Origin of the sequence: Actinocrinis sp. (assembly GCF_035650855.1) — a bacterium.
Lineage (GTDB): Bacteria > Actinomycetota > Actinomycetes > Streptomycetales > Catenulisporaceae > Actinocrinis.
The window spans coordinates 1-12,928 of sequence record NZ_DASRGV010000008.1 but is presented as its reverse complement, the minus strand read 5'-3'; the positions used below and the strand labels follow the sequence as shown (position 1 = coordinate 12,928).

13 protein-coding genes are annotated in these 12,928 nt (G+C 69.8%); 4 read left to right on the top strand and 9 right to left on the bottom strand.

Annotated elements, in window-relative coordinates:
• On the bottom strand, positions 1-317 hold a 317-nt coding region (locus VFB40_RS00825), incomplete at its 3' end, for a TetR/AcrR family transcriptional regulator (RefSeq protein ID WP_324847294.1).
• A 114-nt stretch (positions 318-431) separates the two neighbouring features.
• Between VFB40_RS00825 and VFB40_RS00820 the strand changes: the two genes are divergently transcribed.
• Positions 432-902, top strand: coding sequence for a nuclear transport factor 2 family protein (locus VFB40_RS00820; protein ID WP_324847293.1), 471 nt, complete (start codon positions 432-434; stop codon positions 900-902).
• Between the two features lie 4 nt (positions 903-906).
• Here VFB40_RS00820 and VFB40_RS00815 read toward each other — a convergent pair whose 3' ends face one another.
• From VFB40_RS00815 to VFB40_RS00780, 8 genes are all read right to left on the bottom strand, one after another.
• Positions 907-1,851: a TauD/TfdA dioxygenase family protein gene (locus tag VFB40_RS00815; protein ID WP_324847292.1), complete on the bottom strand. Its 945-nt coding sequence runs from the start codon at positions 1,849-1,851 to the stop codon at positions 907-909.
• 21 nt (positions 1,852-1,872) lie between these two features.
• Positions 1,873-3,276 (bottom strand): LLM class flavin-dependent oxidoreductase, encoded by a 1,404-nt coding sequence (locus tag VFB40_RS00810; protein ID WP_324847291.1) that lies wholly within the window; start codon positions 3,274-3,276, stop codon positions 1,873-1,875.
• Between the two features lie 2 nt (positions 3,277-3,278).
• Entirely contained in the window at positions 3,279-4,028 is a 750-nt protein-coding gene (locus tag VFB40_RS00805) for an ABC transporter ATP-binding protein (RefSeq protein ID WP_324847290.1), read from the bottom strand.
• The gene (locus VFB40_RS00800) at positions 4,004-4,927 is read right to left on the bottom strand and encodes an ABC transporter permease (protein WP_324847289.1); all 924 of its coding nucleotides are present in this window, start codon (positions 4,925-4,927) and stop codon (positions 4,004-4,006) included. The genes VFB40_RS00805 and VFB40_RS00800 overlap by 25 nt, the downstream gene beginning before the upstream one ends.
• Positions 4,928-4,931: 4 nt before the next feature.
• Positions 4,932-5,972, bottom strand: coding sequence for an ABC transporter substrate-binding protein (locus tag VFB40_RS00795; protein WP_349261288.1), 1,041 nt, complete (start codon positions 5,970-5,972; stop codon positions 4,932-4,934).
• 456 nt (positions 5,973-6,428) lie between these two features.
• Entirely contained in the window at positions 6,429-7,664 is a 1,236-nt protein-coding gene (locus VFB40_RS00790) for an ROK family protein (protein ID WP_324847287.1), read from the bottom strand.
• Positions 7,665-7,979: 315 nt separating this feature from the next.
• Positions 7,980-8,906, bottom strand: a complete 927-nt coding sequence (locus VFB40_RS00785) for a glycosyltransferase family 2 protein (protein ID WP_324847286.1) — start codon at positions 8,904-8,906, stop codon at positions 7,980-7,982.
• A 12-nt stretch (positions 8,907-8,918) separates the two neighbouring features.
• Positions 8,919-9,785: a glycosyltransferase family 2 protein gene (locus VFB40_RS00780; protein ID WP_324847285.1), complete on the bottom strand. Its 867-nt coding sequence runs from the start codon at positions 9,783-9,785 to the stop codon at positions 8,919-8,921.
• A gap of 330 nt (positions 9,786-10,115) precedes the next feature.
• Here VFB40_RS00780 and VFB40_RS00775 point away from each other — a divergent pair, with 330 nt between their 5' ends.
• The 3 genes from VFB40_RS00775 to VFB40_RS00765 form a co-directional block, all read left to right on the top strand.
• On the top strand, positions 10,116-11,570 hold the full coding sequence (locus tag VFB40_RS00775; RefSeq protein ID WP_324847284.1) for a sugar transferase: 1,455 nt from the start codon (positions 10,116-10,118) through the stop codon (positions 11,568-11,570).
• A gap of 36 nt (positions 11,571-11,606) precedes the next feature.
• Positions 11,607-12,698, top strand: a complete 1,092-nt coding sequence (locus tag VFB40_RS00770; RefSeq protein WP_324847283.1) for a Gfo/Idh/MocA family protein — start codon at positions 11,607-11,609, stop codon at positions 12,696-12,698.
• A 4-nt stretch (positions 12,699-12,702) separates the two neighbouring features.
• Positions 12,703-12,928 (top strand): GDP-mannose 4,6-dehydratase (locus VFB40_RS00765; RefSeq protein WP_324847282.1); only part of this gene is annotated, 226 nt, incomplete at its 3' end.

Sequence of the window (12,928 nt, the reverse complement as noted above, 5' to 3'; positions counted from 1 at the left end):
TTCTTCGAACCGGCGTCCGCGAGCATCACGTCCAAGAACTCGAAGAACGCTTCGCCTGCCTTCGCCGGCGACGCGTCCAGCGCCGTTTGCGCCTGCGCGACCAGGAAGTCGAGGCGGTCGACGATCACCGCCTCGAACAGCGCCTCCTTCGTCGGAAAGTGCCGGTACACCGTGCCCGCGCCGACGCCCGCCCTGCGCGCGATCTCGTCGAGCGGCACGGCGAGGCCCTCCGCTGCGAACGCCTCGCGCGCCGCCTCGAGCACACGCGCCCTGTTGCGGCGGGCGTCCGCGCGCAGCGGACGGGACTCGACGGTCATGGTGCAGCCCTTCCTCGACTACGCGTAGACAAGCGGGGCGCTCGTTCCGTATAGTCCGGTGAAACGGGGCGATCGTTCCGCTTGTTCTTCTTCCAGCGTACCGAGGAGTGAGCCATGCCCGAAACCGGGTCCGTCCGCAGCGCCCGCGAGACCGTTGAGCTGCTGCTGCGTACCACCGTGTCGGGGACGCGCGATCAGATCGCCGACCTGTACGCGCCCGACGTCGTCATCGAGATCCCGTTCGCCCCGGACGGCATACCGGCGGTGACCAACGGCCGGGAGACCGTGCGCGCCCGCATGAACGCCGCAGCCTCGCTCTTCACGTTCGACTCGGTCTCCGACGTCACCCTGCACGAGACGGCCGACCCGGAGGTGGTCATCGCCGAGTACCGGATCCATGGGCACCTCGCTTCCAGCGGGAAGCCGTTCTCGCTGACCTATGTCATGGTCATCCGCGTTCGCGACGGGCTGATCGTCTGGTCACGCGACTACGGCAACCCGCTGGAGACTGCGGGGTTGGTGGAGGAGATGAAGGCGGGGGCTGCGGCGTCGCGGACGAGTGCCGTGCCTGCGGCGGAGGGTTAGCCGGCTACTGGCGTTGCGTTGCCGCGAGCTCGGCGACAGACGAGTAGTGCGACGCGTCGCCCTTGATCGAGTAGCTCGGCCCGCCTTCGATGCCGACCGGGATGTCGCCGGCGACCGTCACCCGGTTGAGGCGGCGCGGCAGGCCGTCGTAGTTGTCCACCGCGTAGTGCTGGGTGATGCGGTTGTCGAAGAGCACCAGCTGGTTCGGCGACCAGCGCCAGCGCAGGATGTTCTCCGGGCGCGTGACGTAGGACTGCAGCAGGTCGAGGATCTTGCGCGACTCGCCCGCGGACAGGCCCACGATCCGCTGCGCGAAGCCGCCGATGAAGAGGCCGCGCTCGCCGGTCAGCGGGTGGACGCGCACGACCGGGTGCACGGTCTGGTACTTGATCGAGGTGAACACCTCGCGACGCTGGCGGGCCTCCTCGTCCAGGGATTCCTGCGGGACCGCGTAGTCGTAGTCGTTGGTGTGCACGGCCCAGAGCGTGTCGGCGAAATGGCGCAGCGGTTCGGGCAGGTCGCGGTACGCCGCCGCCGCGTTCGCGATCAGCGTCTCACCGCCGTAGGGCGGCACCACGATGCTTCGCAGGGTGCTGACCTGGGGCGGGTTGAGCACGAAGGTCACGTCGGTGTGCCAGTGGTTCGCGACGCCCTTCTCGCTGTCCACCGGCAGCACGTTCGGCGCTCCTTCGACGGCGGGCACGGTCGGATGCGCCGTGGTCAGCTCGCCGAACTGCCGGGCGAAGCGCTGCTGGCCCTCGTCGTCGAGGTCGACGCCGGTGAAGACCAGCGCCTTGTGTTCGTTGAGCGCGGCGCGGATCGCGGCGACGGTATCGGCGTCGAGGGGCCGGGAAAGGTCGAGTCCTGAGATCTGAGCGCCGATCCGGGCGGTGACCTTCTGGACGTCGAAGGCGGTGGAGGTGGCCGGGGCGGAAAGGGTGACGGTCATGGTCGGTCCGTTCGGGAGAGGTCAGGCGGGGACGAGGGAGGGGGTCGGGGCGGTGGCAGGGGTGCTGGCTGCGGTGACGGAAGGGTCGCGGGATACGAGGTGCTGGTTGGCGGGGCGCGGCAGGCCGTAGCGTTCGCGCAGGGTCTGTCCGGGCACGTATTCGCTGCGGAACAGGCCGCGGGCGCGAAGAACGGGGACGACGTGCTCGACGAACAATTCGAGGCCTGACGGCAGGGCCGCGGGCATGATGTTGAATCCGTCGGCCGCGCCGCCTTCGAACCAGGACTGGATCGCGTCGGCGACCTGTTCGGGCGTGCCGGTGAAGGTGCGGTGACCGCGGCCGCCGCCGAGCCTGCCGATCAGCTGGCGCACCGTCAGCCGTTCCCGGCGGGCCAGGTCCACGATCAGCGCGTAGCGGCTCTGCGCTCCCTGGATCTGCGTCTCGGGCGGAAGGTCGTCGGGAAGCTGCCCGTCGAGGGCGAGCTGTTCGATCGGGACCTGGAGCAGCTCGGCGAGGCGGCGCTGGGCGTGCCAGGGCACGATCAGGTCGTCGAGTTCCCGCTCGCGCCGGAGCGCCTCGGCCTCGGTGTCCGCGATGACGGGGACGATGCCCGGCAGCACCTTGATTCCGTCCGGGTCGCGGCCGAGCGCGCCGGTGCGCGCCTTGAGATCGGCGTAGAAGGACTGCGCGTCGGCAAGGGTCTGCTGCGCGGTGAACACCGCTTCGGCGTAGCGGGCCGCGAAGTCCTTTCCGTCCTCGGACGAACCGGCCTGTACCAGCAGCGGATAGCCCTGCGGCGGACGCGGCACGTTCAGCGCGCCCTCCACCGAGAAGAACCGGCCGCGGTGCCGGGGCGGGTGGATCTTGTCGTTGTCGCCCCAGATGCCGGCTTCCTTGTCGCCGACGAAGACCTCGTCCTCCCAGCTGTCCCACAGCTTGAGCGCTACGTCCAGGAACTCCGCGGCGCGCTCGTAGCGCTCGGCGTGGGCCGGCGCGTCGTCGAGCCCGAAGTTGCGCGCCGCGGCGGCTCCGGCGGTGGTCACGATGTTCCAGCCGGCCCGGCCCGCGCTGACGTGGTCCAGCGAGGCGAACCTGCGGGCCAGGTTGTACGGGGAGTTGTAGGACGTTGACGCGGTGGCGATCAGGCCGATGTGCTCGGTGGCGGTCGCCAGCACGGTGAGCAGGGTCAGCGGCTCGATCACGCCGGCGGGCCGTTGCGCCACATCCTCGAACAGCACCGGGCCGTCGGCGAGGAACAGCGAGTCGAACGTGCCGCGCTCGGCGATCCGGGCCAGCCTTTTGTAGTGCTCGATGTCCACGTTGGCGCGCGGATCGCTCTGCGGCAGCCGCCACGACGCCTCGTGATGTCCGGTGCTCATCAAGAAGGCGTTGAGGTGGAGGGTGCGGGACGGGTTTTCGGGCACTGCTAGTCCTCCTTCACGCCGAGGGCGACGAGCAGCTGCTCGCGGTACTCGGCTACGCGCGGGTCGCGGTATGTGCGCGGATGCGGCAGGTCGATGGTGAGGTCCACGCTCAGCCGGCCGTGGTCGAGGACGAGGACCCGGTCGGCGAGCACGATGGCCTCGTCCACGTCGTGGGTGACCAAGAGCACTGACGGCCGGTGCCGCTCCCACAGCTCGCGCAGCAGGGTGTGCATCTTGATCCGGGTCAGCGCGTCGAGGGCGCCGAACGGCTCGTCGGCCAGCAGCAGTTCCGGTTCCCAGACCAGGGAGCGGGCCAGGGCCGCGCGCTGGGCCTCGCCGCCGGACAGTTCCCGCGGCCAGGCGCGTTCGCGTCCTGACAGACCCACCTCGGTGAGCGCGGCGCGTCCGCGTTGCGCCGCCTCCTGGCCGCGGATCGGCGTGCCGAGCACGACGTTCTCCAGCACCCGGCGCCACGGCAGCAGCCGGGAATCCTGGAAGGCCACCGAGATCCGCTGCGGCGCGCGGATCTCCCCGGAGCCGGTCACGTCGTGGTCGAGCCCCGCGATGGCCCGAAGCAGCGTGCTCTTGCCCGAGCCGCTGTGGCCGAGCAGCGCGACGAACTGTCCGGCCGGGATGTCCAGGTCGAGGCGGTCGAGGATGGTCCGGTCGCCGAAGGACCGGGTCAGCGCGGCGAGGTGGACGGCGGGCCAGTCCAGTTCCGCAGGGCTCAGCTGCTCAGCGAGCGCCGCCATGTCAGCACCCTCCGTTCGATGAGGCGGACGATGCCGTCCGAGACGAATCCGAAGAACCCGTATATCAAGAGGCCGAGCACGATGACGTCGGTCTGTCCGTAGTTCTGGGCCTGGAACATCATGTAGCCGAGGCCGCTGGTGGCGTTGATCTGCTCGAGTACGACGAGGGAGAGCCAGGACCCGGTGACGCCGAGCCGCAGCCCGACGAAGAAGCCGGGCAGCGCGCCGGGGATGACGATCTGCCGGATGAACTGCCAGCGGCTGAGCCCGAGCACCTCGGCCAGCTCCACGAAGCGGTGGTCGATGCCGCTGAGCGCCGCGTGCAGGTTCAGGTAGATCGGGATGTAGACGACGATCGCGATGATCGCCACCTTGAAGGTCTCGCCGATGCCGAGCCACAGGATGAACAGCGGGATCAGGCCGAGGGTCGGCACCGAGCGGTTGATCTGGACGGTGCCGTCGATCACCGCCTCGCCGATCCGGCTCAAACCGGCGACCAGCGCCAGGGTCACGCCGACCGCGAGGCCGATCGCAAAGCCCTGAGCCGCGCGCCAGAGCGAGTCCGCGGTGTCGGCGCGCAAGGTGCCGTGCAGCCAGCGGTCCGCGCCGGTGTGCAGCACGGTCCACGGCGCGGGGAGCACGCGCGGGTCGAGGAATCCGGCGGCGCTCGCGACCGACCAGACGGCAAGCAGCAGCAGCGGGCCGAGCAGGCGGGCGTACGGCAGGCGCCGGCCGGGGGCGAGGCGGCGCAGGGTGCGGGGTGCGGGGTTTTCGCGCGGCGGGGCGGTGTCGCGCGGCGGGGCCGGGGGTGAGTCGACGGCGGCGGCGCCGGCCGAGGGCGCGGGGGACGCGGGGTCTGTGGCCGGAACGGCAAGCCGCGATGAGACGAGTTCGGTCACGGGATCAGCTCCGGTACTGGGCGGCGACGGCGTCGGACGCGAGGTGCTCGAAGCGGCGGTCGAAGAGCGTGTCCGCCTTGAAGGACTTGACGAAGCCGCCCTCAGCGAGCAGGTCGATGGTCTCCTGCTCCCAGGCGATGGCCTCGTCCCAGCTCGGCGGCAACAGCGGCTTGCTGGTCAGCGCGAGGATCCCCTTGGCCTGCGCCAGGGTGATGTTCTGGGTCTTGACGTAGTAGTCCTCCGCCCAGGTGCCAGGGTTCTCCCACGCCCAGACCAGGCCCTTGGCCCACAGCGGGATGTAGGCGGCGATCGCCGCGGCCTTGCCCTTGTCGGCGAGCACGGAGGCGGGCGCCCACAGGATGTTGAGAAGGTCGACGACGTCGGTCGAGATGGTCCGCGCGCCGTCGGCGGCGTACCGGCTCAGGTACGCGGGCACCTGCGAGATCGCGAGCGGCGCGATGTCGACCTGCCCGGCCTGCAGCGCGGTGAGGAACTGGTTGCTGGTCAGGTTCACCAGCGTCACGTCGCCGTACTTGAGCCCGGCTTCCTTCAGCGCGCGCAGCAGGACCACGCCCTGCGCCTGGCCCTGCGAGAAGGCGAGGCGCTTGCCGCGGAATTCGGCCACGGCGCGGATGTCGCTTCCCGGCTTGGTGGCGAAGATGTAGGCGGGCTTGCGGGTGAGGTCGACGGCGACGATGCGCGCGTCGAATCCCTGGTAGTGCGACTGGATCGGCGGGATGCCGGCGTTGTTGGCCAGTTCCAGCGATCGGGCGCGGAACGCGTTGATCACGTCGGGTCCGGCGCCGATGCTCGGCCACGCGGAGACGGTGAACGGCAGGTGGTCCAGCAATCCGGCGAGCTTGAGCTGAAGCTGCTGCAGGCCGGTGTAGGAGGCGATGCTGAGGCTGGTTCCGCTCGGCACGGCGGAGGCGAGCGGGGAGTCGGTGGCCAGCGGCGTTCCCTCGGCGGCCGCCACCGCGCAGGAGCTGAGGCCGAGCGCGGCGCCGGTTCCCAGCAGCGCCTGGAGGAAGGAGCGGCGGTGCATCGCGCTCGGCCCGGGCGTGAGTGGTCGGATCCCAGAAGGTCGGGTCGCAGACAAGGAAGGGTCCTTATGGAGGCGGGGGGAATGCAGCAGAGAGGCGCCGGGTCGCGCCGCGTGGCGGCGGACGCAGGCGTGGCTGTCCCGAACGTCGGTCGGGTGATGAATACGGCGAAGGAGCGCGGCCGGGGATGGATCAGGCCGCGCGGAAGCGGGTCAGCGGCAACAGAAAGTGCGGCCGACGCGCATCAGGTCGATAACGCGGCGCTTGGTCAGGCCGGGTTCCCGAGGAGGGAGCGGGCACGAGGGCACGGCGGTCGGGTAGCCGGGGCGCTGCGGCGCCCGGCTGACCGGCGAGATCCTCGTCATGCTGCTCACACCACCATGCTCGCTACCCTGGGACAAACCTGTCAACATTCGGCTCTCTTGAAATAAGTCAGAGCAGGTCGGGATAAGTCAGGGTTAGATGTGTATACAGCGCTGAGAGGCGGAATAGGCACGTTCGTGTTCTGCCAGGAGCCTGAGCGGATCGCGGTAGAGGGCGTCGAGGATCACCGCACCGCCCGCGATGGCGAGGATGGAGTCAGGCTCGAATCCGGTGGGCACGACCGCGCGGGTGACGTCGGGCGGGGGCGACCAGGCGTGTGCGCGCATTTCCTCGTGTAGGGCGCTGAGGGTGCCAGGGAGGAACATGACTCCGGGCTCGACGATCACGACGAGCTCGGGACCGAACACGTCGGTGAGCATCGCCGTCGCGCGGCCGATGTGCCGGGCTCGCTCGGTGAACAGCCGCAGCGCGCTGGGATCGCCGTATCGTGCGGTCTCCAGCAGCAGCGGGAATTCGGGCTCTGTGATGATGCCCTCGGCGAAGGCGCGGCGGGCGAGCGACTGCTCGGAAACCGCCGCCTGGAGGCAGCCGGTGCGGCCGCAGAAGCAGGGTTCGGTGTTGCCCGCCAACGGCAGATGGGCTATCGCGCCGGCTTGCGAGCGCGGGCCGTAGTGCACCGACTCCCCCGCCGCGAACGCCGCGTCCACGACGTTCCCGATGAACAGGTGCATCACGCTGCTGCGACCGCGCGCGCTGCCGAACAGCCGCTCGGCCAGCAGCAGTGCGCGTGAATGCCCGTCCGCCTCGGCCAGCAGCCCGGTGCGTTCGGCGAACTGGTCACGCAGCGCAACGTCCTGCCAGCCGAGCAGCGGGTGCTCCACCAGAACCCCGGCCTCGCGATCGATCCAGCCGCCGGTGGCGACGCCGAGGCCGAGCGGCGTTCTTCCGGCGGCGTGCTCGGCGAGGAGCCGCGCCAGGATCTCGCTCGCCCGGGAGACCACGGCCAGCGGCTCGGGCTGAAGGTGCGGCTCCTGATGCCGTACAAGCACGCGGCCGCGCAGATCGAGCAACGCGATCGTCGTGTGCGGCACGGCGATGTGCACGGACGCGACTACGTATCCGGACAGGTCGAGGTCGACGGGCACGTGCGGGCGGCCGACCGCCTTCGCGCGCGTGGTCTCGGACATTTCCCGGATGAAGCTCTGTTCCGCGAGTTCCGCGGTGTGCCCGCTGACCGAGGCGGGGGAAAGGCCGGTCAGCCGCGCGATGGTGCTGCGCGGGACCGGGCCGTGTTCGAGGACCGCGCGCAGCACCGAGCCCGCGCTCGCGCCTCTTCGATGGACGGGGTCCCGAGGGGTCCGATGATTCATGGTCTGCCTCCGACAGCCGCTGCGACGCCGACGTGGTCGGCGGGCCGGAGCGCAAACCCCGGTCCGCCTAAAGCGGAGGCGAACAGATCGCAGCGCACTGACGCCGAAAGTCGACGTAGCGCCGCGAGGTGAGTCCGGCGGACTGGGAAGGCATGCTCAAGAAGTTAGCAGGCGTCTTGAGCACTGCCTAGATGCGCAGCTCAAGTGCCCATTATGCGAGACAGGCGGTTACCAACCAATTCGGCGCCGAGAATGGGTTGGAGCAGGAATTGGCTCGGGAGGCGAATAATTCGGCACTGCGGCCGATCCGGCCGGCTATTCGCTCAGGACTTTCGTCTTCAGCAGAGCCCTGACAGCACTGCGGCTGCGCGGATGCCCGAGCGCGGCACGCGGTGCCTCGCGCAATATCGCCGCGCCCCAGTACGCGACCGAAGCCGGCAGCGCGTGGCGGCGGCGGTAGAGTTTCACCCGGTTGCTCATCAGCAGCGTCCACAACTCGGGTGAGACCTTTGATTCACCGCCGATATGCGTGGCCGTCGCCTGCGGCGCGAGCCGGGTGAGAAAGCCGAGATCCCTGGCCCGCAAGGCGAATTCGGTCTCCTCCGAGTAGAGGAAGAAGGACTCGTCCCAGGCCCCGCACCGCTCGAGGCAGTGTGCTGAGATGAGCATGATCGCGCCGGTGGCCCAGTCCACGACCGCCGGGCGCTGATACGCCGCCTCGTCCATGACCAGCTCGCCGAGCGGCGCGAACCGGCCGGCCCGCGCGCCGAGAGTGGCCTCGCCGAGGGCCCGAAGCAGGGTCGGCTCGCGGCGCAGCGAGTGGGCGAGGTGGCCGTCCTCGTCGACGATGCGCGGAACCACGATGCCGGTGCGCGGCCCGGCGCCGTCACCGGCCGGCCGCGCACTGTCGATGAACTCGTACATAGCCGCGACCGCGCCCGGGTGCAGCCGGATATCCGGGTTCAGGACCAATGCCGCGTCGTGTTTCTCGGATTTCGCGAGCGCCGCGTTGATACCGGCCGCGTATCCGAGATTTCCGCCGGTGTTCACTATCCGGCACAGCACTTCGGAATTCTCGTTCGCCCACCGCTCGATCCGCGCGGTGGTGTCGTCGGCGGAGTCGTTGTCCGCGACGACCAGGTGCCAGTCCAGGCCGTCGAGGCCCGCCCGCAGCGAAGCGAGCAGACCGTCGATCACCTTCGCGCTGTTCCAGGTGACCACCAGCACCGCGATTGCCGGCATGCGCCGCTCCCCCTACTTCCGTTCCACGGCCGTCGCGGCGGCGGCCGCGCGGCTGCTCTCGTCCCGAAGCCAGGTGGTGAAATCCCCGGCCTTGACTGCCCGCCGGGCCCGCGACCTGGCGATCGCCGTCACGATCAGGAACCACGCCAGCCGCGGCCCGTTGCGCAGCGGCGCCTCTCGCAGCAAGGTCTTGAGATCTTCCTTGCTCGTCCGCGATCCTGGCAGCCGTGTCTGCGTGGCAGCCTGCGTGGTGACCGTCATCGAGCGCACCCGCCGCCGCAGCAGATCGCCAAGCTTACGCGGCGGATACACCACAACCCGCGCATGCTCGACCACGCTGCGTTCTTGCGGTGTGAACGACAACGATGCGGCGAGATCATCACCCATCAGTTCCGGCAGCGCGGCGATCCTGGCGTGCCCCTCCTGCGACAGCGCGATCACGCCGCGCCCGAAAAGTCCTTGCTGCACCACGGGCAGCCGCTCCCACACCTGGTAATACCACCGAATCGTCCACGGGCAGCCGTCCAGCGGCGTGATCCGCGCCGGTGCCGCAGCGTGAACACCCGGTTGCGATACTGCGCCTGCCAGCGACAATACGTCGCCGACAGTTAACTCAACGTCAGCATCTACATACAGCCGTGGAAATCCAGCCGCATGCTCGTCACCGAGACGCAGGGCGCGATGCTTGTTCGGCACCGGCGTCTCGATCACATGGACGTGTGGGTGTTTTGCGGCGACTTCTGCCGTCTCGTCAGTACAACCGTTGGCCACGACCAGGATGTCCAGGGCCGCGGCCTCCGCAGACGGCTCCGACAAAGTGTCGGCAACCAGACCCGAAAGGAGTCGTCCCAGCACCGCGGCCTCGTTGTGTGCGGGCACTACCACGCTTATCACAGAAGGCAGTATCAGTGGCGCGTCATGGCTTGTCCACGCGTTGGCGGAAAACGCTGTCCGCCTGCCGGTCGGCTCCGGCGTGTGCCCGGTCGTTGCGCGCGCCCGCTATGCTCTGGTGAACTTCTGATCAATTTCCGGTAGGGCCTACGAATTCTGTTCGGCCACGCTATGTTGGGCGTCACCGAACTCAAGACCCAGGTTCGGTTTAGGTGGTGGGAACCGGCAGGGCTTGCTGGTGCAGTGTTTCCGACGGCTGCGCGTGGCGGATGCCCGCGCTGAAGCATGTGTGGGGGGAGACCGGTGACGGTCCTGAACGTGTTGACGTCCGAGCGAAGAACCAGCCAGGACGTTCGAGCAGGGCGCTACGAGCGCACGAGGGTCTATTTGCGGGCCCTGCTTTTCGCGGACGCGGTCGCGGCGCTGGTGGGGGCGCTGGTCGCGTACGCATTGCACCCCGACGGCAGTGATTCAGCAAACTTGCAGATTTTTCCGCTGCGGCTGGCGGTGGCGCTGATGCCGCCGTCCTGGGCGCTGGCCCTCTGGCTGCAGCGCGCCTACGACCCGCGGCGGATCGGAACCGACCCCGAGCTCTTCCGCAAGGTGCTCGGCGCCTCCGGGCTGCTGGCCGCGGGGCTCGCGGCCAGCGCGCTGCTGGTGGACAGCATGTCGTTGTTCCGCCAGATAATCGTCGCGATCCCGCTGGCCGCGGCGCTGACCCCGATCGCCCGCGCGGCGGCTCGGGCGGGTTTGTCCCGGGCCGGGCTGAATGTGGAGCAACGCAAGGTATTGCTGGTCGGGCACGCCAGGTCGGTGGCCGGCTTCGCCGCGCAGGTGCGGCCGAACCGGGCGCCCTGGCTGCGGATCGTCGGCGCCTGCCTGGTCGGCCCGACCGAGCCCGAGGAGGAGGAGAACCTGGCGATCAACGTCCAGGGCGACCTCAGCTCGGTGGTCGAGACGGCCTCGGCGATGGAGTGCGACGCGGTGGTGGTCCTCAACTGCCCCGAGGTGGACGGCCCGGCGCTGCGCGAGCTGTCCTGGCGGCTGCACGAGCAGGGCGTCGACCTGGCGATCGTGCCGGTGCTCGTGGGCGTCGCCGCCGAGCGGATCCTGGTGGACACCGTCGACGGCCTGCCGCTGATGCACATCCGCGCGCCGATCCTGTCCGGCCCTATCCGCGCGGTCAAGGGGGCGGTCGAGCGCGCGATCGCGGCCGCCGCCCTGCTGCTGCTCTCGCCGCTGATGCTGGCGCTCGCCGTCACGGTGCGGCTGACCAGTGCGGGACCCGCCTTCTTCCGCCAGGTGCGGGTGGGCCTCAACGGCGCCGAGTTCGTGTGCCTCAAGTTCCGCACGATGGTCGCCGACGCGGAACAGCTGCGCGACCAGCTCGAGCACCTGAACGAGAAGAGCGACGGCGTGCTCTTCAAGATCCGCCGCGACCCGCGGATCACCGGGGTGGGCCGGATCCTGCGCAAGTGCTCGCTGGACGAGCTGCCCCAGCTGATCAATGTGCTGCGCGGCGAGATGTCGCTGGTCGGCCCGCGCCCGCCGCTGCCCGAAGAGGTGGCGCAGTACACCGACGAGGTGCGCCACCGGCTGGCGGTCAAGCCCGGGATCACCGGCCTGTGGCAGGTCAGCGGCCGCTCGATGCTCTCCTGGGACGAGTCGGTGCGCCTGGACCTGAGCTACGTGGAGAACTGGTCGCCGCAGCTGGACGCCAAGATCCTGCTGCGCACGACCTCGGCGGTGGTGCGCGGCACCGGCGCGTTCTGACGATCTGTACGTTTTCGCAATTCTGGGGGGAAGTAAGTGACCCGTTCCACTGAGCAAGGCACGCCGCCGAAGCTGCAAGACGAGGCGCGGCCGCTGGGCGTCGCCGTGATCGGCGCCGGCTACTGGGGCCCGAACCTGGTGCGCAACTTCCAGGCCTCGTCCTCGTTCCGGCTGCGCTGGCTGTGCGACCTGGACGTCAACCGGGCGCGCAAGGTGCTCGGCAACTACTCCACGGTCGAGGCCACCGCGGACTACGCGAAGGTGCTGGCGGACGAGAGCGTGACCGCGGTGGCCATCGCCACCCCGGCGGCCACGCACAAGGAGCTCGCGCTCGCGGCGCTCGAGGCCGGAAAGCACGTGCTGATCGAGAAGCCGCTCGCGGCCACCTACGCCGACGGCAAGATACTGGTGGAGGAGGCCGAGCGGCGCGGGCTGACCCTGATGTGCGATCACACCTACTGCTACACGCCGGCGGTCACCAAGATCAGGGAGCTGATCCAGGAGGGCTCCCTCGGCGAGCTGCACTTCTTCGACTCGGTGCGGATCAACCTGGGCCTGGTGCAGCGGGACGTGGACGTGCTGTGGGACCTGGCTCCGCACGACCTGTCCATCCTGGACTCGGTGCTGCCGGAAGGCGTCCAGCTGGAGGCGGTCGCGGCGCACGGCGCGGACCCGATCGGCGCCGGGCGCGCCTGCGTCGCGTATCTGACGCTGCGCCTGACCGGCGGCGCGATCGCGCACGTGCACGTGAACTGGCTCTCGCCGACCAAGGTGCGCACCACGATCATCGGCGGCTCGAAGCGGACGCTGGTGTGGGACGATCTCAACCCCGCGCAGCGCGTCGCGGTCTTCGACCGGGGTGTGGACCTGGCCAACGTCAGCGAGGTCGGCGCCGAGGCGCGGCGGGAGATGCAGATCTCCTACCGGGCCGGCGACATGACCGCGCCGGCGCTGGTGGAGCGCGAGGCGCTGGGCGCGATGGTCGAGGAGTACGCGGCCGCGATCCGCACCGGACGCCGGCCGCTGACCGACGGCCGCGCGGGTCTTCGGGTGCTTGACGTGTTGGAAGCGGCCTCCCGCAGCCTGGAGTTCCAGGGCGCGGTGGTCGGCCTCAAAGGGTGGGAGTAATCGCGTGACGCAGCAAGAAGCGCTCGGCAAGGTCCTGGTGACCGGCGGCGCGGGCACGATCGGCTCGAACCTGGTGGACCTGCTGGTGCGGGAGGGCGCCGCGGAGATCCGGGTGCTCGACGACTTCACCCGCGGCCGCCGGGAGAACCTGGCCTGGGCGCTGGAGAACGGCGCGGCGCACAACAGCTCGGTCCAGATCATCGAGGGCGACATCCGGGACGGGAAGCTGG